The sequence below is a fragment of the Alteribacillus sp. HJP-4 genome, from assembly GCF_042139015.1.
GTDB lineage: Bacteria > Bacillota > Bacilli > Bacillales > Marinococcaceae > JBHIKY01.
The window spans coordinates 1-21,170 of sequence record NZ_JBHIKY010000036.1 but is presented as its reverse complement, the minus strand read 5'-3'; the positions used below and the strand labels follow the sequence as shown (position 1 = coordinate 21,170).

The following is a 21,170-nucleotide window of genomic DNA, read 5'->3' as shown; positions in this document are numbered from 1 at the left end:
GTACGCACGGCCGGGCAGGATGTGCTCTTTGCGGCCAAGAGATCCGCTATTCTATAACATTCCGCTATATTCAAAAGGTTGGTGGACAATGTCCGGATAAATCTTGCTTACGAAGCTTGTAATAACGGCTCATCTGTATCACGCGTCACTGGGCTGATTTTTATTTTTGAGATTCAAAAAAGTAGGATTTCGAATGGTAGCGGACGCTCATAATCATGCCGAGTGCGAACATTGTGGCGACAAGCGAGCTTCCTCCATAGCTTAAGAGCGGAAGTGTAAACCCGGTGACCGGGAGCAGGCCCAGACTCATGCCAATGTTTTGAAACACCTGGAAAGCCAGCATTCCAAGCATTCCGGCACAAATATACTTACCAAACGCGTTATGACAGCGCAGTGCAATAATTAGAATCTGATAGAGCAGTACAAAGTAAAGTGTAATAACAAACGCGCCGCCGAGAAAACCATGCATGGAGCTGATGACAGCAAAAATGAAATCTGTGTGTGCTTCCGGTATGTAAACAGAGGTGTCATTATTGCCATAAAGACGGCCTGAACCGATCGCTGTGATGGCACGTACTGTTTGAAAGCCTGCATCGGTATATTCAAAAGGGTTCAGCCATCCATATATACGGCTTACCTGATACTCCTGCATCTGAGACAATAAATATGTCTCGACCAGAGTCGGGAAACGAAAAAAAGCAAAAATAAATGCTCCAAATAAGGCAAGTGGAATACCTGTCAAAGTGACGATGATTTTGTAGGACATTCCGGAAGCTACCATCAGCGCAATAAAAATAGCGGCAATCAGCATAATGCTCCCCATATCCGGCTGACGTTCCAGCAGAAAAATCACCGGTACGACAAGCAGTATCATTTTGCCGGTCAGCTTCAGATCAGTCTGCATGGTGCGATTATCCCGGTAACGTGAATTATGTTTATAGACGACTGCACTCATTGTGAGTATCAAGAAAATCCTCATCAGCTCGGACGGCTGAAAGGATCCGATTACTGGGAGTTCAAACCAGCTTACCGCCCCGTTGCGGGTCGGTGCAAACGATTCGTTCGGCCCGAGAACATCAAGGACTAAAAGGAGAAACAAACCAAATCCATACGTGAACCAATGCAGGTTTAAGTAATATTCAAAATCAAAATGAAGGACAGCGAGTGCCACACCAAATGCCAGCACATAAAACACTAGCTGGCGGATCGAAAAGTTGGTGCCGTACTGACCCATCTGCTGGGCATAATAGATATAAAAACAGCTGACAACGCCAAACAAAAATAAAACGAAGAGCATATTAATATCATACTGCTTTTCGTTGATAGGGTTAATTAAACTCAATCTATCATCACCAGATTTTCTTCATTAATCTTGTGCGTGTTTCCGTGCACCATTCTGTTCAAAATGATACACGATATTTGCCTCTGCGTATAGTATATTCTGTAAACGAGAACTTTCATTATGACGGGCCGTTCGATATTCATTTTTGCCTGTTGTGTTAAAATACGAATAGCTTATAATCATGTAATGATGGAGGAATATTATGAGGGCTGCTCCGGCAACGGGCAAAGAACGGATCGAAACACTGGATATCGTGAGAGGAATTGCACTGCTAGGTATTTTATTAGCCAATATGGTTTCTTTTAAATCACCTATTTTTCAAAACCAGTCACTGCCAAGTGAACTTGGAGTGCTGCCACCGGGAATTATCAACCAAATTTCTGTCCTTTTTCTGGACTTGTTCATTACAGGAAAATTCTATCCGCTGTTTTCCTTTTTATTCGGACTCGGATTTTACTTATTTTACAGCCGTCTCGTTGAAAAAGGCCTTCAGGCTGCAGCGTTGTTTAAAAATCGAATGGCGTTTTTACTTGGTCTCGGCCTGTTTCATTTGATACTTTTATGGAGCGGCGATATTTTACATACGTATGCTGTCGCAGGTTTTTTCCTGTTATTATTTATCGGCCGGAGCACAAAAACTATCCTGAGCTGGAGCATCGGCCTGATTACTTTTTCCGCCGTTATTGTAGGTGGGCTGACCACAGCCGGGAATCTTTTACTGACGAGCCAATCAGGCTCTACTTACGAAAGTCAGGCACAGCAGACAATCAGTGAAGCAGAAACGGCCTATAACAGCGGTTCGTTTACCGAACTGTTTATGTTCCGGCTAACCGATGAGATTCCTGTGATTCTGGGAAACATTTTCTTTACCGTACCTAACGTCCTCGGTATTTTTCTGATCGGATTGTATGTGGGAAAAAAAGGCTGGATTACCCACTCTGTCGACCATTTGAAGACGTGGAGGAAAATACAGCTGTACACTATGGTCCCTGGAATCGCAGCAGCAATCATTTTTGCTTTATTTACAAATAACCTTGTTCCTTTCCCGACCTGGCTGACCTCCGGATTGGCAGAAGGGCTGAACATTGTTGGAGGGCCGCTTCTCATGTTGTTTTATATGGCAACAGCCATGCTGTTTTTTCAAAAACAAAACCGGATCCGTCTCGCCCAGCCGTTAGCAAGTGTTGGAAAAATGGCGCTGACTAACTACCTGCTTCAGACCATCCTTTGTATCATGATATTTTATGGATTTGGCCTCGGCCTTTATGGGGCGATCGATGCTGCCACCGGTATACTGATTACGATTATTATTTTCGCTGCACAAGTCATCTTAAGTTTTCTCTGGCTTCAGAGCCATCAACAGGGCCCGATGGAAAAAGTGTGGAGAAAATGGACGTATCGCTGATGGTGAGAGTTGAATGGCTGAGCATGGATATGCCATTCAACTTCCCTCCTTTTTTAATTTCACCATGGACAACAGACCCAGTACCGGCCCTGGAAGTAATATAAGAAATACGAACTGCCAGCCTATTACTTCTGCCGTCAGAGGCACTAATAATATAATAATCATGGTAATTGCAAACCCTGCCGCTAATTGAAAGGTCAGCACAGATCCTACATATTTTTGGTCTGCATGCTTTGTCACCAGTGCAGAAAATTGAGCTGAATCAGCTATTATGCTGAAGCCCCAAATTACTCCGAGCAGACCCAGCAGCCATGGCGGCCCTCCATAAAAAAATCCAATCAGAAGCGATATTGTTCCTGAAATTGCAAGCGACCAGATCGTGACCTGCTCTCTTCCGAAGCGATCAGCTATCACTCCTCCTGCCCATGCCCCGAAAAATCCTGATCCAATAATAGCAAAGGTCAGTGAAGAAGAAAGAAGAGAAGAATGCGGCAGACTCCGCTCATTAAAGCTTTGAAATAAAAATGTGCCGATCCACGTCCACATGCCGTACAATTCCCACGAATGTCCAAAGTAACCAAAATTTGCTAGACGAACAGGCATGTATCGAAACGCCCTTGGGATAGCACGGGGGTCAAATTTTCCGCTTGGTAAAAAATAAGGTCCTGTCGAGAGAGTGATGAATACGAGAAGCCCTGAGCAGATGGAAGCCGTGCCAGCCAGCCAAAGTACCGTTTCCCATGATGGCAGACCAAATCCATAAAACAAATGCGGTGAAGCTGAACCGAATGTGAGTGACCCTACTATGATTCCTAATGCCATCCCTCTTCGAATGCGAAACCAGGAGGATATTAATTTAAGACCGGGACCGTACACACCAGATAACGCAAAGCCAGTAACAAAACGAATGCAGAGTGCCGCTGAATATGTATCCGCCGCAGCTGCCGTTAGAATTGTAGATACCTCTGCCAGGCAGGCTGCCCATAAAAAAATCATCGGCGGCGCAATACGATCAGCCAGGTTTAAAAAGGCAGAAAAAAGAGAGCCCGTTACAAATCCTGCCTGGACCATAACGGTAATATAGCTTTCCTGCCTCTGATTTAGATCCTATAGCTCAGATAATGCTGGAAGGACGGCTGTCATCGCAAACCAAGTTGTCATGGTGCCTATCATAGCGATGGATAAAAAAATAAGCTTTCCTATGTATTTTTTGCTGTATTCTTTGGAGGCTTCCACTGTGTTTACATCACTACCCTGTTCGATTTTTTCTATAAAACCAAAAGGACTGAAGTTCAGCCCTTCTGGTTTTATAACGCTTTAGCTGCAGCAGGAGTTATTGTTTACCAACTGTATCTCTAATACAGGAGGATTTGTACTGCACACGCCTGTCTCCGGCAAATGAAGCTCTACTCGTTCAGCTGCTTTTTCATCTCCGCATAAATAGGCAGTCACAGAGCGTGCCTGCTCATATCCGGTCGCCATCAAAAACGTAGGAGCACGGCCATAGCTTTTCGCACCAATAATATAGAAATCCTTCTCCGGCTGCCTTAACTCTTTTTCTCCGTGAGGACGGACGGTTCCGCAGCTGTGTACGTTTGGATCAATCAGTGGCGCAAGAGCTGGTACGCTTTCTAGTGCTGGATCGGCAGTATATCTTATTTCACTTAAAAATTGAAATGCCGGTCTTGAACCAGTATTTGCGATCACCTCATCATAGGGACCTGAAGTCATTGGTTCTCCTTGTACATCAGCATGCACAATCACACGATTCCCATTGCTTTTCCGAAGGGATTGAACAACAGCGGAAGTATACACATTCACCGCTCCATCACTAATTACCTGTTTGAGCCGGGTTCCTAATGCCCCTCTTTCAGGCAGCTGATCGTTATCTCCTCCGCCCATTATTTCCTCTATATTCGATCTTCGAATCATCCAGGTTATTTCTGTGTTTGGAGCCTTTGTTTTCAACTTTGCTAACTCAAGAATGGAATGAAAAGCTGAATGTCCGCTTCCAATAATGAGAACACGCTTATTTTCAAATGTCTTTCTATCCTCATGCAGAATATCTGGTATTCGATAATGAATGTTTGAGGAGGATTTTTCAATAAGTCCGCCAGATACTAAAGGGTTGGGCTGCTGCCACGTCCCCGTAGCATCAATCACAGCCCTCGCATAATAGCGTTGGACTTCTTGATTGCTGCTTTCGACATGAAGCTCAAATGGCGCGTCTTCTCTTCCTTTTGATTTAACTTTATCAAACCCTTTTCTGGCAGTATGAACCACTTTACTGTTCAAATAAATAAATGGTTTCAGCTCAGGCAGATTTCCTAACGGCTGTAAATACTTCGTCGCGATTTCTCCTCCCAGCGGCAATTCATCAGGGTTAGGCAGCTCAACTCCATTCTTCTCAAGTAAATATTTTGCGGCTTCATCAATATTGTACTCCCACGTGGAAAATAAACGGACATGAGCGTAGTCTAAGAAATGATTCCCAAGTTTTTCCCCTGATTCAAACAATAGAAATGAATGACCCCGTTTTGAAAGATGGGCTGCTGCCGCAAGGCCTGCAGGACCTCCTCCAATAATTGCAACCGGTAGTGAAGAATTATTCATTATTTTTATCTCCCCTTAATCAATTATTTTTGATTAATGAATCAAAAACATTTCTATCACCTATTGAATATGGATGAGAATGTATTGAACCAATGTTTCGTAATGGAGTGATCAGAACGTTTTGGGTTCTATTAATCAATATTTTTTGATATAAATTTATCTTACCGTTAATTTCCATAAAACGCAAGCATTAAATCAATTTTTTTTGATTTACTGCTCTTAGGAAATGTTCATTTAGTATTCCGGATCCCTGGCAGCACCACTGTTTTCCGCTCCTGGACCGCTTTTCCACCCATTCGCTCTATTTCCCCTCGCTAATTGGGATTTCCCGTTTTCAGGATCCGCTTTCCACGGAAGCGCTCGGCGTTTAACCTTTTGACAATACGGTTTCCCTCTCTCCGTGGATTTTTCCAGGGAAGTTTCGCTGTTTCCCGCTCCCGGACCGCTTTTCCACCCGATTCGCTCTATTTCCCCGTGTACGCCAGGTACAAACCAGCATGAAAAAAGCACAATCACTGAGATTATGCTAATTCGTTATTTTACCGGCGCGACAGCAACATGAAGCTTTATACTTCCTGCACTGCTGTTCAAAGGGAAGGTCAAAAATTTTGAGGCTATTCGAAAGCGTGAATGTCCTTCATTGATGACTGGCGGAGTGATGTCGACCGTTTCATTTGATTTTTCCAGCTCGGAGGCTGCTCGTCCTGCTACCCAATTTCCGAATTCCTGGATGGCGCTCCAGCCCATGTCATCCAGCTCGGTTATCGTCATTCCCCCCATCATGCTTCCGACGATAGAACAGGCCGTCGAAGCTTCCATTGTACAAATAATTTGACCTTCTAGACTTCCATTGATTCCCATGACGACTGAAATATCCGAGGAGAGCACATCACTGCCTGAAATATACGGCTTCTCCATACGCGCCTGCAGCCCTAAATGGCTGTGAATAATGTCTGATGCTGCGAGTGAAATCGCATTTACATGCCCTGCTTCCATATTTGGTGTCGCTGTCATAACAGGTTCCTTTCTTATCCAAGTACTTTGTTGATAGCATCCATGACACGGTCTGCCTGAAACGGCTTTACGATAAAGTCCCTGGCCCCTGCCTGGATGGCGTCGATTACCATCGACTGCTGCCCCATTGCTGAGCACATAATAATCTGGGCAGCCGGATCGTTATTTTTTATTTCTTTTAAAGCGGCAATTCCGTCTTTTTCCGGCATCGTAATATCCATCATAACGAGATCCGGCTGTAAATCTTTATACATGGTTACTGCTTCTTCCCCGTTTGATGCTTCTCCGGCAATTACAAATTCATTTTTTGACAAAATATCTTTAATCATCATTCTCATAAAGGATGCGTCGTCTACGATTAATACTGATGGCATGTTTTTCATAGCCTCCTATAGTTCTACTGCTTTGTCCGTTTGTTTTTGTAAAATTTTATCAAGATGAAGCAGGGTGAATAAGCGATCTTCAATTTTTACCACTCCACGTAAGTATTCCTCTGCAACTCCACCTACCACTTCCGGCGTCGGTTCAATGCTGGAGACGGGAATATCAAGTACATCATTGGCGCCGTCTACAATGAATCCGATCTCATTGCTGTCTTTGGAGAGTACGAGGATCCGCGTCGCTTCGTCGTATGGTTTTTTTTCAATACCAAAACGGGACCGCAGATCGATGACAGGAGTAATTACTCCCCGCAAATTCATTACTCCGACTATGTAGGAAGGCACCCCTGGTATACGTGTGACGGACTGCATCCGTTCAATCGACTGCACATATTCAACTTCCATCGCATATTCCTGGTCCTTCAGCTGAAATACAATAATCTTTAAATCTTTTTTCTCTTCTGCAGCATTGGCCATCACTTCTGCCCCCTTTATCATTTGATTAAGGAATTGGTGTCAATAATCAAAGCCACCTGTCCGTCTCCTAAGATAGTGGCGCCAGAAATCGCGAACACATTGCTTAAGTAATTACCGAGAGATTTTAAAACGATATCGTGCTGCCCGATTAATGAATCCACTACAAGGCCCGCTACCTTATCTCCCTTATTAATAATTACAAGAGAATAAAATTCATCATCCGTTTCCTCTCGTGGCACTTCAAAGGTCTCACTCAGGAAAACTAGCGGGACGACCTTTCCTCGAAAATCAATTACCTTTTGGCTGTGGGCACTGTACACATCATTTTTGTTGACAATCGCCGTTTCTACAATAGAAGTCAGCGGTACGGCGTATTTTTCGAGCCCAATTTCAACAAGCATGACATCGATAATTGAAAGTGTCAGTGGAAGCTGTATTGAAAATCGGGAGCCTTTTCCTAATTCTGAATCAACGGATACGACTCCGCCCAGCGACTCAAACGTGTTACGCACAACATCGAGCCCTACACCGCGCCCGGAGATATCCGTAATCTGCTCAGCCGTGCTGAAGCCAGAAGAAAAAAGAAGACTGTAGATCTGTTGATTGGACATTTTCTCTATTTCTTCTTCTGTCGCGACTTTATTTTCGAGTGCCTTTTGAATCACTTTTTCTTTATGAATACCGGCTCCATCATCTTCGATTTCAATAAAAACATGGTTTCCGCTGTGATACGCTTTAAGCAGTACGGTTCCTTCTTCTACTTTTCCCGCCTGTCTTCGCTTCTCGGGGCTTTCGATACCGTGATCAATCGAATTGCGAATCAGATGAACCAGCGGATCTCCAATTTCATCGATAATAGTGCGGTCAAGCTCTGTCTCCGCTCCGGAAATATCAAGCTTTACCTGTTTTCCCAGATCCTTGGATAAGCTTCGGACCATCCGCGGAAAACGATTAAAAACCTGGTCAACGGGCATCATCCGCATATTCAGAATGATTTCCTGGAGATCGCCGGAGATACGAGACATCCGTTCTACCGTTTCGTTTAATTCGCTGTTCTTTAATTCACTTGAAATCTGTTCGAGACGGCCGCGGTCAATGACAAGCTCTTCAAAAAGATTCATCAGGACATCGAGCCGTTCAATATTTACGCGGATTGTTTTATTCCCTTCACTCGGCTTCTTACCGGCCGATTTCTTTCCTGTCTCACTGCTTTGGCCGGCAGAACGAGTTTTAGGTGCTTCTTCCACCCTCGGCTCTTGTGTTTGCTTGTACTTCTCGACCTCGACTACTTGAATGTCTACATGGGAAATTTCTGAAACTTTGAATATACGCTGTTCAATCTCGGCAGCATCAATTTTCGAAAGCACTGTCACAAGAAAATGCTGCTCAAAATCTTCGTTTTCAAGGGCTTCTACAGGGGGATTGGATTTTATTACTTCTCCGATCTGTTCCAAAACCTCAAACACCATAAATACACGGGCGGCCTTCAGCATTGTTTGTTCATCAAGTGAAATTTCCACCTGATAAGCATGATAACCCTGCTCGGCAGACTGTTGAATGACTGTTAATTCATATTGATCATAGTTTTCCTGTAACCCGGCTCTTTGAGAAGGTGAAGTTACTTCTGCAGTCGCGGCAGCCTCTGAAGCTGGTGCTCCATCACCCTGCTGAACTGCTTCGAGACGGGCGGTAACATTTGAGATGTCCCGTTTCCCTTCTCCGCCTCCGGCAATGTCTGTCACAATCTCCTCGAGGTCATCCACAGCTTCAAATACAATGTCGATTACTTCTGTAGATGGATCAAGCTTTTCATTTCGAAGCAAATCCAGCACATTCTCCATGTTATGTGTTAAATGGGCCAGATCCTCATATCCCATCGTGGCTGCCATCCCTTTTAACGTATGAGCGGAGCGGAATACTTCTCCGACTATGGATAAATTGCGCTGATCATTTTCAAGCTGTAATAAATGATCATTTATCGCTTGAAGATGCTCCTGGCTTTCTTCAATAAATACATCCAGGTACTCTGAATGGTTCATATAAACAACTCCCATTGCCAGCCAATGGCAGAAGGTCCCGCCGGCTTAATTATCGGGCCGTGCTCTATGTACATGCCCTGCTTTCTATATTATCGGCTTATCTGTGATATTTTTCATAGTAAATTTTATAAAAATAACATTTGCTAAAAAATAAATAGTTATAATTACCCATTACCTAGTAATCCACATAATTTTTCCTTAAATAACAGCCGCTGCATTTTAATAAATAAAAGACTCGGGTGTTTACCCGTGTCTCAGGCTGTGTAGAAGCGGCTGTATCAACAGACATTTTAAAAAATTTCAGTCCCCGTTCTGGTGGTTACACACCAAAACAAGTTATCCCGCACCACTTTTATAGTGATACGGGATTATTTTTGGGACGCGTTAATAGATTTTATCCTTTTGATACAGCTTTTTTAGTATGTTTTGGAAAATGGTGGTTTTCCAGCCATTTTATTTGTTCAAAGTTAAGAAAAAAGTAGATTTTGTTGTTTTCATCCCTGCAGGTGGGCACATTTTCGTTCTTCCATCTATGAATAAACACCAAAAGGGCGACTTTGTTATTTTTCGTATTGATCACTAAGTTTCCGCGACGCACCGCAAACCAAGAACCTGAGACACGAGGTGTTTCCCCGTGTTTTTTGAACTATGTTGGAAATGCTTAGAACGTTTTACTCCAGCCGGAGGAAGCAAGATCCACTGCAGTATTAGGACATTCAGCTTTGGCTTCCTGCTTCAGCCGGCTGTGCTCTCCAAAGTGAGGCAGGTGCGATAGCAGCAGCTGCGGAGCCCCGGCTCTGTCTGCAAGTCTCCCAGCCTCCTCGCTCGTTAAATGCCCGGCTGCGGAACCGTCCTGTCCTTTATACAGACTGCATTCACTTATCAGTAGCTCTGCTCCTTCAGCTGCTTTTGCAAGCTCAGGCGTATACCCGGTATCTGCGGTATAGAAAATAGAGCTTTCCGCATTGGAGATTTTCATCGCATAGCAAGGCACCGGGTGAGTCGTTCTGTAAAAACGGAAAGTGAATGGCCCGATCTGCAGCGGCTCTTCCGCCCGGTACGGTTTGGCTTTTACAATATCGTGATAGGAAAGGCGCTGAAAGCCTTCCTGATCGTCCTGATGTCCGAACACTTGAAACGCACGGGGGTTTTCTTTTTGAATATAGGGCTGAAGCAGCCGAAAATAATGAAGCGCTCCTATATCAGAAATATGGTCATTATGGTAGTGAGAAATAACAACGGCATCCAGCTCGTCCAGACTACAATAACGCTGCAGGTTCGAAACCACCCCGCTCCCGCAGTCAATCAACACCTTCGTGTGATCCTGTTCAAGCAAATAGCCCGAGGCAGCTTCTCCTTTTTTCGGAAAGGCATGCCAGTAGCCGACGACAGTAATTTTCATCGTAATGCTCCTCCTAATTCCGCAAAATAATATACACCAGATAAACCACATAAAATCCTGCCAGCATCATTCCTTCATATTTTCCAACCCTATAATTAGTCTTCGAAAACAATAGCAGCACAAGTGTCAGCAGCAGCATCAGCCCAACATCGAGAAACACCTTGCTGTTGACAACAAGGTCAGATATTACCGCAGAAGCTCCGAGGACAAATAGAATATTGAAAATGTTACTTCCAATAATATTGCCAAGTGCCAGCTCGCTTTGTTTTTTTACCGCTGCTGTTATGGAGGTCACCAGCTCCGGCAGCGAGGTTCCGACCGCGACGATGGTTAATCCGACAAGCGTTTCGCTCATGCCGAAAGTGTAGGCGATTTCTGTGCTGTTTCGGACAACGAGATCACCACCGAAGATAATCGCAGCCAGGCCGCCCAGCGTAAATAACACATGCCTGCTCCATTTCTTTTCTGTCACAGTTGAAGGAGCTGCGGTATTATTGCCGCGGCTGTTTCTGGCCACCTCATAAATATAGTATAGGAAAATGGTGAAAAACAGTAAGAAAATAAATCCGTCCGCGCGGGATATTATATTGGTGTTTACCTCGCCCTGCAGCAAAACATCGCTCATCATGATAAGCAGTGCAGTACTCGCAAGAAAGGTAAAAGGGATCTCTTTTCGTATCGTTTCCGTTTCCACTTTTAAAGGAAAAAGAAAGGCGGTGAGACCGGCGACAAGAGTAATGTTAAAAATGTTGCTGCCGACCACGTTGCCGAGTGCTACTTCTGTTGTTCCCTGCGCGGCTGCTATCATGCTGACCGTAGCCTCCGGCGAGCTTGTCCCAAAGGCAACAATTGTAAGTCCTATTAATAGCGGAGGTACCCGGAGAAGTCCGGCGATGCTGGAGGCACCGTCCACAAATAAATCAGCTCCTTTAATTAACAGCGCAAATCCGATCAGCAACAAGATATATGTCATCAATACGTCTTCCTTTGTAGAATTTCTCGTTATCACGTTATCTATGCCCGATTGGTGAAATATGTAAACGTTCAGCCCGCTGGAACGCAACGAAATAAAAGGTCCGGGTCTGGACGCGGACAGGAGATCCGTAATTCTTTTAAAATTCGGTCATTAACGGCACCCATGTCCGGCAAAGTTATAAAACCAGGCTTTTTATGGAAAATAGCGGAATCAGTATGCGGAGGAATCATCGTGGCTGCCCGCGGAAAGCGTCCTCCTGCAGTGACCAGTGAACATAGGGGTACACAATGCAAAAAAACGCCCGGTGCCAAAGCACTGGACGTTTTCTATAGGCTTATGCTTCCTTTGGATAAACGCTTACTTGCTTGCGCTTTTTGCCAAGGCGTTCAAATTTCACGATACCATCGCTTTTTGCGAAAAGCGTATCATCGCCGCCTTTCCCTACGTTCACCCCAGGGTAAATGCGTGTTCCGCGCTGGCGCACAAGGATAGAACCGCCCGAAACGAGCTGTCCGTCTCCGCGCTTCGCACCGAGGCGCTTAGAAATGGAATCACGGCCGTTCTTTGTACTACCTACCCCTTTTTTCGAAGCAAAGAACTGCAGGTTCAATTTCAACATGTGTCTCACCTCCTGGATTCATCAATCGTTATATACTCACCGTATTCTTCGGCGATCGTAGCGAGGGATACGAGCATTCCTTCCAGCAGCAGCTGGACTTGTTCTCTGACGGCCCTGTTCATTTCTTCAGGCACGGCGCAGAGAAGGTAGCCTCCCTCGTCTTTCATGTCTACATTAAGCTCTACATTACAAATAGAAGCAATTGCATTTACTGCTCCGAATGAAACGGCAGATGCTCCTGCACATACAAGATCGTAGCCGTAAGGGCCGGAATCTGCGTGTCCGGACATTGAAAATGTGAGGATTTCTCCTGTACTGCTTCGATCAACATTTACTTCAATCATCGTTTTCAGGCCTTAAGCATCAATTTTGTCGATGACAACTTTAGTGTAGGGCTGACGATGACCCTGCTTGCGGCGGTAGTTTTTACGCTTTTTCAGTTTAAATACCGTAATTTTCTTTTGACGTCCGTGCTTGTCAACCTTGCCGGTAACCTTTGCACCGTCTACGAATGGAGCACCGACCTTTACATTGTCGCCTCCGACGAAGACTACGTTTCCGAATGTTACAGCATCGCCTGCTTCTGCGTTCAGCTTTTCTACGTAAACAGTCTGGCCTTCTTCGACCTTAATCTGCTTCCCGCCAGTTTCAATAATTGCGTACATTGTATGCACCTCCTAATGACTTAGACTCGCCAGTACAGGTGCCGTAAGGACTTATAACCTGCATTTGAGCGGTTGTAGTTTGGGTGCGAATCCAAACGACTAACAAAAGACATCATACCACGCGCTGAGGACCGTGTCAATCAGGCATATCAAAGGAAGAGCGGTCTTTTTTCAGCAATTGATTCCATTTTTTCTCTGCTTCTGTTGTCGTACCTTTAAAGAGAATGTTAATTCTGTCAGAACCGGCTGAAGCAGCACTGTATATTCTGAATGGATAGCGATCCATCCATTGGTTTAACAGACCGGATGCTTCTGCCCATATTTCGGCGCGATCCGGCCATTCCAGCACAATTGCTTCTTCCTCTATCTCTCTATGCTCATGCACCAGCCGTTCGGCTTCAAATACAAGAGCTTCATCTGAGCGGCGCACTCCGCTTCCGGAACAGGCCGGGCATGCATCCGTCAGTATATCCGTCAGGCTTTTTCTTACTTTTTTTCTGGTCATTTCCACGAGCCCGATTTGACTGATACCCAGCACATTGGACGTTGTCCGGTCCCGGCGGAGCTCCTGTCTGAGTGTGCGGAGCACGGCGTCCTGATCCGTTTCTCTTTTCATATCAATAAAATCAATGACGATGATACCTGATATGTCACGCAGACGCAGCTGTACAGCAATTTCTTCCGCAGCCAGTCGATTCGTCTGCAGAATGGTTTCTTCGAGATTGGTTTTACCCGTAAAGCGGCCGGTATTTACATCGATCACAGTGAGCGCCTCGGTTTTTTCAATCATTAAGGAGCCGCCGTTTTTCAGCCATACTTTTGGCTGCAGCGCTCGTTCAATCTCTCTTTCCACCCCGTAATGAGAAAAGACATTTTCATAGCCGCGATAATGCTCAATCTTAGCTGTATCCTTCTGCTCGTAGCGAAGAAGCCGTTTTGCCAGCTTGATGTCAGGCTGATGGTCAAAAATGATACGGTTCATTTTCTCAAGTGGATGATCCCGGAGCAGCCGTTCCACAATGCCGCCGTCACGGTGCACTACGGCAGGCGGTTTTACTGATTTGACAGCGTCAAGCGCCTGCTTCCAATCCTCACGTAAATAGCGAATGTCCTCAGCCACCACGTCTTCCGGCACGGTTTCGCAGATGGTTCTTATAATCAGCCCTTCCCTGAGGTTGAGAAGATGCGAAGCAGCTGTACGCCATTGCTCTCGTACAGCTTCATTGGACATTCGTTTCGAAATACCTATGTACGCTCCCTCCGGCATGTAAACCGTATATTTTCCAGGAAGCGCGATATTTTCCGTCAGCCTCGCTCCTTTTTCACCGAACTCCTCCTTGTTTACCTGGACAAGGATCTCCTGCCCTTCCTTTAGAAATTCGGATATGCTGAGCTTTTGTTTTATTTCTTCCGGTTCCTCCAGCTGTTTAAAGGCGAGAAGCTCATTTCTATACAAAAAACCATTCTTTTCCCGGCCAATATCTACAAATGCCGCCTGCATTCCAGGCAGCACATCCTTGACTCTGCCTTTGATGATACTGCCGGCAATTCTGTCCTGTTCCGGACGCTCAATAATTATTTCGACGGTCTTTCCGTTTTCTCTGAGTACGGCACGCCGTTCTGTCGTTGCAGTATTAAAAATGACTTCCATGCGATAACCCCTTTATTTCAAACACCATTCCCGTAAAGGAAGCATCCCCTGATTATTTTTTGTGATTGCTTCAAGGATATAGGATTCTGGCAGGATTTGTCCATTTTCTATTATGTGAAAAGTTATTTCTCCATGTTTTCTTAGTTTTTTTGCGGCGTCGACCGGCCGGGCGTGCCAGGATATGGATTCCTTATACGACTTCCCGGGCAGCCGGGCAAGTTCTGTTCTCGCTAATAAAAACCGGAAATAACTGTAGGGCATCTGCTTCCACTCGGTGCGGTGGGCAAGAAGAAAGAATCCGTACAGAAGCCACGCCTGTAAATGAAAGGGATAGAAAATAATTAAAAAGAGGGCTCCGGTCTGCAGCAGCAGAAATGACGTCATCCACGAATATTTCTGAGCCTGCTTAAATGGGAGCATCAGTGAATACAGGCACAATAAAAGCTTCCCTCCATCCAGCGGCCAAACCGGAAGCAGGTTAAAACAAAATAGCAGCAGGTTGCAGTAAAAGAAAGACTCATGATCTGCATTTGACCACCACGGCGTCTGCAGAAGCAGAAAAGAGAGCAGGCACAGCGGCACGTGAACAGCAGGACCGGCAATAGCTACGAGTGCTTCCTCTGCTGCCGGCCTGCTGCCGTGCTCCTTCGTTTCCATTACTCCACCGAACGGAAGAATTTTGATATGTTCAATCCGCCATTGAAATGACCTTGCCGCTACATAATGGCCAAGCTCATGGAGAAAGACGATCGAAAACAGCATCAGCATTTCGTAAAAATAACTCGTAAATAAAGAAAGCGCGCAGACGAGCCAGAATAAGGGATGAATCTTAATGAGACGGACCGCGCTAATCAAATGAGATCACGTCCGAAGGATCAACGTAATCCCCATTTTCCTTCAGCGCAAACGAGTATCTTCCTCCTTCTTGCTCTTCCAGCTTTTCTACAGAGCCGATAACCGTGCCGGAGGAGACATGATCATATAACTTGACGTTGATTCCTTCGAGCATGCCGTACCATGCCTCTCCTCCTTCATAGTGCTGAACAGCAACTGCATTTCCCCATTCTTCATGAGGTCCTGCGTGTATAATGACTCCACCTTCTGCTGCTTCAATGGTTTCGTTTGGACCCGTCTCCAAAATAATTCCTTTGCCATTTTCCGAAAAGGTTTCTGCCACCGTTCCTGATACAGGAATCACTGGAGCGGATGGATTGTTCTCCGGCACATTTGCGACAGGCTCCTCAAGCGTATTTCCTCCGGGCATAAAAGCAAGCGGGCTGCCAAACCGTTCTTCATACCAGGCAGATGCCGCAGCAAAAGGAAATTCCTGCTCGAATGAACGCTCCACAAAGCCTCTTGCGTCCTCTAGAGCTGGATGATTTGATTGAAAAAGAATACCCGTTAACAAAAACAATATCACTGCCGCAAAGCCCTGAATGACCCAGGTCCCTTTTCGGCTTTTCGGTGTATCATTGGTGTCCTCCTGATCTCTCCACATATAAAATTCCGGCTCGTGGTAAGGAGCATCACTGTGATGCGGGTAAAATCCTGATTCTGTAGAGCGCTGTCTTTCTCTTTCTTTTTCAAAGTGCAGGTCGCGTTTTTTTCGTTTTTGATCAACTTTTTTTCTTACTTTATGCATTTGTTTGTTCATCCCCGCTCCGCTCCTTTTAGATGAAGTTTAGAATGCGGACAAGCGCCTGCTTGTCTAAACTTCCGGTTGCTCACATTATATGTGGCTGCAGAAAGGGTATGCTTAAAATCTCCGGCGGGCGGCAGCAAGCATGTTGAATTTTTGTACAGAACTGACAGGGTCCCCTGTCGAGCTGTAATCTTCTTGACCAAGTTAGCTGAGGCCGTGCCTACGGCAAGCATCCACCGATAAGCGATTCGTGAGAATCCACAACAAACGTTAACAGCTGAATGCGTCCGTCTGCAGGGATGAAATCAACAAAATTAATACTTTCTTATATTTCAAAGAAAGGACAGTGCTCAAAAGGTTTACTTTTAAACACTGCCCCTATTAGTTATTTTCCCGTTTCCGCAAACCTTTTAATGCGCTCGCCGATTTCATCACGGACTCTTTGGAAGACCGCCCATTTTTCCTCTTCGCTGCCCTCAGCTTTGGCAGGATCATCAAATCCCCAGTGCTCTCGTTTCACATGCGGCGGCGTGGTGGGGCAGATATCGTTGGCGTGACCGCAAAGAGTCACAACCATGTCAGCGTTGTTTAACAGATCGCGGTCAATCGTATCAGACGTATGGTTAGTAATATCGATGCCGCGCTCCTTCATCGCTTCAACAGCTTTCGGATTTACTCCGTGTGCTTCAATCCCGGCGGAATAAACGTCCCAGTCCTTTAAATAGTTTTTTCCAAACCCTTCTGCCATCTGACTGCGGCAGGAATTACCTGTGCATAAAAAATACATTATTTTTTTCTCACTCATTGTACGTACTTCCTTTCATTATCCGATAATTAAAAGCCATATATATAAACCGGCGAGGGTAATGAATAAAGTTGGAACGGTAATCACGATACCAACTTTAAAATAATACCCCCAGCTGATTTTAACGCCTTTCGTCCAGAGCACATGAAGCCAGAGCAGCGTAGCAAGAGAGCCGATCGGTGTGATTTTGGGACCAAGATCAGAACCGATTACGTTCGCGTAGACCATCGCTTCCCGGAGAACTCCCTGGGTTTCTGTATCAGCGATTGCCAGCGCGTTAATCATTACTGTCGGCATATTATTCATCACCGACGATAATATTGCCGCTGTAAAACCAGTTGCCATCGTGGCTGCAAAGAGTCCCTGGCCCGCGGCTGCCTCAAGCCCTGCCGCAAGCAAATCAGTCAGGCCGGCATTACGGAGGCCATAGACGACAACGTACATCCCTATCGAAAAAACAACAATGGTCCAGGGTGCTCCTTTTATAACCGTGGCTGTTTCAACGGCAGAACTTTTTCTTGCCATGAACAAAAAGAATACAGCGATCAGCCCGGCAATGAAGGATACTGGAAACGCTTCTGACTCTCCGGTGATCGGATTGCTCCAGGGGATAAATTCACTTACGAAATAACCGGTTAAAAGAAGACCCAGCACAAGCCAGGAGAGCCGAAACATACGGTGGTCCTGAATGGCAGCAGCAGGTGTTTTGACGTCTTCTAAATTATATGTGCGTGGAATCTGTTTTCGAAAATATAAGTAAAGTACAAGAATACTTGCGACAAGTGAAAACAAGTTTGGCACAATCATTCGTGAGGCATATTCCACAAAGCCTATCCCGAAATAATCAGCAGATACGATATTGACGAGGTTGCTGACAATAAACGGAAGGCTGGTTGTGTCTGCGATAAATCCACTTGCCATCACAAATGGAAGAATCATTGCCTCTTTAAAGTGAAGAGCCCGCACCATAGCAAGCACTATTGGTGTTAAGATCAGAGCGGCACCGTCATTTGCGAATAAAGCAGCCACAACGGCACCGAGCAAGGCTACATAAACAAACATTTTCAGCCCGCTGCCTCCGGCAATCCTTGCCATATGGAGCGCGGCCCATTCAAAAAACCCAATCTCATCCAGAATGAGAGAAATAATAATAATAGCAATAAATGTCAAGGTGGCGTTCCAGACAATGTTTGTTACATCTCCGACATCCGCAAAGGTCACCACCCCGGCGAGCAGTGCAAGAATTGCCCCGAGTGTGGCAGACCAGCCGATGGACAGTCCCTTCGGCTGCCAGATTACAAGCACGAGTGTAACAAGAAAAATCAGAACAGCCATTAGTTGTTCAGGCATTGGTGTTTATCTCCTTTTCTCTATTATGGCTCTCCTACCCGTGATTTCACCCACACCAGATGACACGGTTACCGTTCTTCTCAAGCTCTTCAAGCTTCCCTATTTGCGACGGAAGCTGCATAATGATGCTTTCAGCGAGAGCATAGAGGTCATTATCTTTATTTAAGGAATAAAAGACCCATTGGCCGCGCCGCTCTTCATTCACGACTCCTGCATCACGAAGCTTCCGCAGGTGCTGACTGATGGAGGGCTGGCTCATTTTAAAAATTTCAGTGAACTCGCAGACACAGCATTCACCTTCATAAAGCATGGCAAGCATCGTTAAACGTGTCTTATCGCCCAGCAGCTTTAATACGGGGGCCGCTTTTTCGATCGGTATTTCCTGTAATGTCTTCATCCAATTCATCTCCTTCCCTTGTCAAATGATAGCTCTGTGACTTATTATATTATAAATACATCATTATATGTCAATCTTTTGATATATTAAATCTTTGTAAAGAAATGAGGATGTCTGCATGAAGCTTGAAATCTTTGATCCTGCACTCTGCTGTCCGACCGGCGTATGCGGGCCGGATGTCGACCCGGAACTCACAAGAATTGCCTCCGACCTCCATGTCCTGAAAAATCACGGTGCGGAGGTTATCCGCTATAATTTGACTCAGGATCCGGAGCCCTTCGTTCAAAATAAACAGGTAAATGAGCTGATGAAAGAAAAAGGAATGGATGTACTCCCGGTGACTCTCCTCGACGGGGAGATAATGAAATCAGGAGACTACCCCAATCGATATGAACTTACACAATGGCTCAAATTAGAAGAAGATGTACTCAAAAAAGGTACTGCACCGCGCAGGGTGGATATTGAGATTAAGTAAGGAGGAGACCGATGCGTTTTGACCCGAAGCAGCTCACGCTGACAAAACATATTTTCTTTTCCGGGAAAGGAGGCGCTGGAAAAACTTCTGCTGCCTCAGCAGCAGCGATTTCAATAGCTGAAGCCGGAAGACGTGTGCTGATTGTCAGTACTGATCCGGCCTCTAATCTCGAAGACGTTTTTGGCATGAAAATATCTGCCAGCGCCCCGACCCGAATTGCCGCAGTCGATAATTTATATGCCTTGAATATTGATCCGAAGCAGGCTGCCGGTTCTTATCGGGAAAAAATCGTTGAACCTTACCGTGATAAGCTTCCAGAGGCAGCTGTTGTAAATTTGGAAGAACAATTATCTGGTGCATGCACCGTTGAAATAGCTGCTTTCGATGAATTCACAGGCCTGCTTGTTCAACCTGACGTAAACAACAGTTATGATCATATTATCTTTGATACAGCTCCGACAGGCCACACGCTCCGGCTGCTGCAGCTTCCGAGCGCCTGGTCTGATTTTCTTCATACCAGTACACACGGCGCTTCCTGCCTTGGCCCGCTTTCTGGTCTTCAGGAAAAAGAAGATATGTATCAAGAAGCAGTTCGCACACTCACCGATGAGAGCAGTACCACCTTTTATTTAGTGGCCCGTCCACAGCAGTCTTCCCTGGAGGAAGCGGACCGTGCATCGCGTGAGCTGAAAGAGCTCGGCATCTATCAACAGTCCTTGATTATTAATGGGATTCATCCCGAAAAAGAAAGCCGTGATGAAACAGCTGACTTTTTTATACAGGGCCAGCAGCAGGCACTGTCACGGATGTCTGAGAATCTTCGATTGCTGCCTCAGTACACCATAGCTCTGCTCGCTGCAGCGGCCGAAGGTATAGACGGGCTCCGCAGACTTCTCTCTGATACCGATCTGAAGCCGCAGGATAAGAAAAGCGATTTAACTATACCAGAACTTCCTGGTTTGGATGCCTTTATTAACACACAAATAGAAAAAGGCAGCGGATTGATCATGACGATGGGAAAAGGTGGTGTGGGGAAAACAACCATTGCTGCTGCGATCGCGCGCCGTCTTGCCAATGCAGGACATTCCGTGCATTTAACTACTACGGATCCTGCAAACCACCTTCCTGGTACACTTGCCGGTGAATCGCTGCCAGAGACTATAACCGTAAGCAGCATACATCCACCAACAGAAAAAGAACACTATAAGCAAAGTGTTCTTACGAAGGTTGCCTCTGATCTGGACGAGGACAGCCTGGCGTATATTAAAGAGGATCTCGACTCCCCATGCACAGAAGAAATCGCTGTGTTTTATGCGTTTGCCCGTCTGGCATCACGTGCAGAGAAAGAGTTTGTCGTTCTCGATACCGCTCCAACCGGACACACACTGCTGCTGCTTGACGCAGCCGAATCATACCATCAAGAGGTGCTCCGATCTGCGGGAGAGCTTCCTGAGGAAGTTAAGCAGCTGCTTCCTCTGCTGCATGATCCGCAGAAAACGGCTGTAGTACTGGCAACGCTCCCTGAAGCCACACCCGTTCTTGAAGCTGAAAGACTCCAGGACGATTTAAAGCGGGCCGGTATTCAGCCCTCCTGGTGGGTAATTAATCACAGCTTTCTTTCTGCTGGAACGATGGATCCGGTGCTGTTAGGGCGTGCGTTTCAGGAAAAACGCTGGATTTCCCGCGTAGCGGAACAACAGGCAGGTCAAGTCAGCCTGCTTCCATTTTCCATCCACTCCTCTGTAAAATTGTCACAGCATTGATCTGTTGGACACAAGAAAACCGTCTCATTAGACTGACCTAGTTATATGAGACAGTAATAAAACACCTTCTTAGGCTACCATGTCACCAAAATCTATTGGTGTATGGTAGCCTAATTTTTCTTGGATACGCTCATTGTTATAATACTTCATAAATT

At 45.6% G+C, this 21,170-nt stretch carries 21 protein-coding genes and 1 other annotated feature; of the genes, 3 read left to right on the top strand and 18 right to left on the bottom strand.

Going from position 1 to position 21,170, the window contains the following annotated elements:
* Window positions 1-160 precede the first annotated feature (160 nt).
* Entirely contained in the window at window positions 161-1,342 is a 1,182-nt protein-coding gene (locus ACE4RR_RS20095; RefSeq protein ID WP_375537222.1) for an FtsW/RodA/SpoVE family cell cycle protein, read from the bottom strand.
* A 202-nt stretch (window positions 1,343-1,544) separates the two neighbouring features.
* Here ACE4RR_RS20095 and ACE4RR_RS20090 point away from each other — a divergent pair, with 202 nt between their 5' ends.
* The gene (locus ACE4RR_RS20090) at window positions 1,545-2,747 is read left to right on the top strand and encodes a DUF418 domain-containing protein (protein WP_375537221.1); all 1,203 of its coding nucleotides are present in this window, start codon (window positions 1,545-1,547) and stop codon (window positions 2,745-2,747) included.
* 36 nt (window positions 2,748-2,783) lie between these two features.
* Here the strand turns inward: ACE4RR_RS20090 and ACE4RR_RS20085 are convergent, their stop codons facing one another.
* The 17 genes from ACE4RR_RS20085 to ACE4RR_RS20005 form a co-directional block, all read right to left on the bottom strand.
* Complete coding sequence (locus tag ACE4RR_RS20085; protein ID WP_375537220.1) at window positions 2,784-3,818, bottom strand: MFS transporter; 1,035 nt, start codon at window positions 3,816-3,818, stop codon at window positions 2,784-2,786.
* A gap of 246 nt (window positions 3,819-4,064) precedes the next feature.
* Window positions 4,065-5,360 carry an NAD(P)-binding domain-containing protein gene (locus ACE4RR_RS20080; RefSeq protein ID WP_375537219.1) on the bottom strand — a complete coding sequence of 432 codons (1,296 nt, stop codon included), beginning with the start codon at window positions 5,358-5,360 and terminating at the stop codon, window positions 4,065-4,067.
* Window positions 5,361-5,894: 534 nt separating this feature from the next.
* Complete coding sequence (locus tag ACE4RR_RS20075; protein ID WP_375537218.1) at window positions 5,895-6,374, bottom strand: chemotaxis protein CheX; 480 nt, start codon at window positions 6,372-6,374, stop codon at window positions 5,895-5,897.
* 14 nt (window positions 6,375-6,388) lie between these two features.
* Window positions 6,389-6,748 (bottom strand): response regulator, encoded by a 360-nt coding sequence (locus ACE4RR_RS20070; RefSeq protein WP_375537217.1) that lies wholly within the window; start codon window positions 6,746-6,748, stop codon window positions 6,389-6,391.
* Between the two features lie 15 nt (window positions 6,749-6,763).
* The gene (locus ACE4RR_RS20065) at window positions 6,764-7,231 is read right to left on the bottom strand and encodes a chemotaxis protein CheW (RefSeq protein WP_375537216.1); all 468 of its coding nucleotides are present in this window, start codon (window positions 7,229-7,231) and stop codon (window positions 6,764-6,766) included.
* Window positions 7,232-7,248: 17 nt separating this feature from the next.
* On the bottom strand, window positions 7,249-9,270 hold the full coding sequence (locus tag ACE4RR_RS20060) for a chemotaxis protein CheW (protein ID WP_375537215.1): 2,022 nt from the start codon (window positions 9,268-9,270) through the stop codon (window positions 7,249-7,251).
* A 661-nt stretch (window positions 9,271-9,931) separates the two neighbouring features.
* Window positions 9,932-10,672, bottom strand: coding sequence for an MBL fold metallo-hydrolase (locus tag ACE4RR_RS20055; RefSeq protein WP_375537214.1), 741 nt, complete (start codon window positions 10,670-10,672; stop codon window positions 9,932-9,934).
* A gap of 13 nt (window positions 10,673-10,685) precedes the next feature.
* Window positions 10,686-11,645, bottom strand: a complete 960-nt coding sequence (locus ACE4RR_RS20050; protein ID WP_375537213.1) for a calcium/sodium antiporter — start codon at window positions 11,643-11,645, stop codon at window positions 10,686-10,688.
* 337 nt (window positions 11,646-11,982) lie between these two features.
* Window positions 11,983-12,267 (bottom strand): 50S ribosomal protein L27, encoded by a 285-nt coding sequence (gene rpmA / locus ACE4RR_RS20045; RefSeq protein WP_375537212.1) that lies wholly within the window; start codon window positions 12,265-12,267, stop codon window positions 11,983-11,985.
* Window positions 12,268-12,272: 5 nt separating this feature from the next.
* Window positions 12,273-12,611 (bottom strand): ribosomal-processing cysteine protease Prp, encoded by a 339-nt coding sequence (locus ACE4RR_RS20040; protein WP_375537211.1) that lies wholly within the window; start codon window positions 12,609-12,611, stop codon window positions 12,273-12,275.
* A 12-nt stretch (window positions 12,612-12,623) separates the two neighbouring features.
* On the bottom strand, window positions 12,624-12,932 hold the full coding sequence (gene rplU, locus ACE4RR_RS20035; protein ID WP_375537210.1) for a 50S ribosomal protein L21: 309 nt from the start codon (window positions 12,930-12,932) through the stop codon (window positions 12,624-12,626).
* A 12-nt stretch (window positions 12,933-12,944) separates the two neighbouring features.
* Window positions 12,945-13,016, bottom strand: a sequence feature (ribosomal protein L21 leader region).
* Window positions 13,017-13,068: 52 nt separating this feature from the next.
* Window positions 13,069-14,583: an Rne/Rng family ribonuclease gene (locus tag ACE4RR_RS20030; RefSeq protein WP_375537209.1), complete on the bottom strand. Its 1,515-nt coding sequence runs from the start codon at window positions 14,581-14,583 to the stop codon at window positions 13,069-13,071.
* Between the two features lie 12 nt (window positions 14,584-14,595).
* Complete coding sequence (locus ACE4RR_RS20025; RefSeq protein WP_375537208.1) at window positions 14,596-15,438, bottom strand: site-2 protease family protein; 843 nt, start codon at window positions 15,436-15,438, stop codon at window positions 14,596-14,598.
* Window positions 15,431-16,237 (bottom strand): peptidoglycan DD-metalloendopeptidase family protein, encoded by an 807-nt coding sequence (locus ACE4RR_RS20020; protein ID WP_375537207.1) that lies wholly within the window; start codon window positions 16,235-16,237, stop codon window positions 15,431-15,433. Before ACE4RR_RS20020 ends, ACE4RR_RS20025 begins: the two co-directional genes overlap by 8 nt.
* Before the next feature lie 373 nt (window positions 16,238-16,610).
* A complete protein-coding gene (gene arsC, locus ACE4RR_RS20015) occupies window positions 16,611-17,030 on the bottom strand; it encodes an arsenate reductase (thioredoxin) (RefSeq protein ID WP_375537206.1) in 420 nt (139 codons plus the stop codon).
* 18 nt (window positions 17,031-17,048) lie between these two features.
* Complete coding sequence (locus tag ACE4RR_RS20010; RefSeq protein ID WP_375537205.1) at window positions 17,049-18,380, bottom strand: arsenic transporter; 1,332 nt, start codon at window positions 18,378-18,380, stop codon at window positions 17,049-17,051.
* Window positions 18,381-18,426: 46 nt separating this feature from the next.
* The gene (locus tag ACE4RR_RS20005) at window positions 18,427-18,777 is read right to left on the bottom strand and encodes an ArsR/SmtB family transcription factor (RefSeq protein ID WP_375537204.1); all 351 of its coding nucleotides are present in this window, start codon (window positions 18,775-18,777) and stop codon (window positions 18,427-18,429) included.
* Between the two features lie 118 nt (window positions 18,778-18,895).
* Between ACE4RR_RS20005 and arsD the strand changes: the two genes are divergently transcribed.
* Entirely contained in the window at window positions 18,896-19,252 is a 357-nt protein-coding gene (arsD, locus tag ACE4RR_RS20000; RefSeq protein WP_375537203.1) for an arsenite efflux transporter metallochaperone ArsD, read from the top strand.
* A gap of 11 nt (window positions 19,253-19,263) precedes the next feature.
* Entirely contained in the window at window positions 19,264-21,015 is a 1,752-nt protein-coding gene (arsA, locus tag ACE4RR_RS19995; RefSeq protein WP_375537202.1) for an arsenical pump-driving ATPase, read from the top strand.
* Window positions 21,016-21,170: the final 155 nt, after the last annotated feature.

Bases quoted from the DNA above. Each gene is read 5' to 3' on its own strand.
- ACE4RR_RS20090 (WP_375537221.1), top strand. From the start codon at position 1,545: ATGAGGGCTGCTCCGGCAACGGGCAAAGAACGGATCGAAACACTGGAT.
- ACE4RR_RS20085 (WP_375537220.1), bottom strand. From the start codon at position 3,818: ATGGTCCAGGCAGGATTTGTAACGGGCTCTCTTTTTTCTGCCTTTTTA.
- ACE4RR_RS20080 (WP_375537219.1), bottom strand. From the start codon at position 5,360: ATGAATAATTCTTCACTACCGGTTGCAATTATTGGAGGAGGTCCTGCA.
- ACE4RR_RS20075 (WP_375537218.1), bottom strand. From the start codon at position 6,374: ATGACAGCGACACCAAATATGGAAGCAGGGCATGTAAATGCGATTTCA.
- ACE4RR_RS20070 (WP_375537217.1), bottom strand. From the start codon at position 6,748: ATGCCATCAGTATTAATCGTAGACGACGCATCCTTTATGAGAATGATG.
- ACE4RR_RS20065 (WP_375537216.1), bottom strand. From the start codon at position 7,231: ATGGCCAATGCTGCAGAAGAGAAAAAAGATTTAAAGATTATTGTATTT.
- ACE4RR_RS20060 (WP_375537215.1), bottom strand. From the start codon at position 9,270: ATGAACCATTCAGAGTACCTGGATGTATTTATTGAAGAAAGCCAGGAG.
- ACE4RR_RS20055 (WP_375537214.1), bottom strand. From the start codon at position 10,672: ATGAAAATTACTGTCGTCGGCTACTGGCATGCCTTTCCGAAAAAAGGA.
- ACE4RR_RS20050 (WP_375537213.1), bottom strand. From the start codon at position 11,645: ATGACATATATCTTGTTGCTGATCGGATTTGCGCTGTTAATTAAAGGA.
- rpmA (WP_375537212.1), bottom strand. From the start codon at position 12,267: ATGTTGAAATTGAACCTGCAGTTCTTTGCTTCGAAAAAAGGGGTAGGT.
- ACE4RR_RS20040 (WP_375537211.1), bottom strand. From the start codon at position 12,611: ATGATTGAAGTAAATGTTGATCGAAGCAGTACAGGAGAAATCCTCACA.
- rplU (WP_375537210.1), bottom strand. From the start codon at position 12,932: ATGTACGCAATTATTGAAACTGGCGGGAAGCAGATTAAGGTCGAAGAA.
- ACE4RR_RS20030 (WP_375537209.1), bottom strand. From the start codon at position 14,583: ATGGAAGTCATTTTTAATACTGCAACGACAGAACGGCGTGCCGTACTC.
- ACE4RR_RS20020 (WP_375537207.1), bottom strand. From the start codon at position 16,237: ATGAACAAACAAATGCATAAAGTAAGAAAAAAAGTTGATCAAAAACGA.
- arsC (WP_375537206.1), bottom strand. From the start codon at position 17,030: ATGAGTGAGAAAAAAATAATGTATTTTTTATGCACAGGTAATTCCTGC.
- ACE4RR_RS20010 (WP_375537205.1), bottom strand. From the start codon at position 18,380: ATGCCTGAACAACTAATGGCTGTTCTGATTTTTCTTGTTACACTCGTG.
- ACE4RR_RS20005 (WP_375537204.1), bottom strand. From the start codon at position 18,777: ATGAAGACATTACAGGAAATACCGATCGAAAAAGCGGCCCCCGTATTA.
- arsD (WP_375537203.1), top strand. From the start codon at position 18,896: ATGAAGCTTGAAATCTTTGATCCTGCACTCTGCTGTCCGACCGGCGTA.
- arsA (WP_375537202.1), top strand. From the start codon at position 19,264: ATGCGTTTTGACCCGAAGCAGCTCACGCTGACAAAACATATTTTCTTT.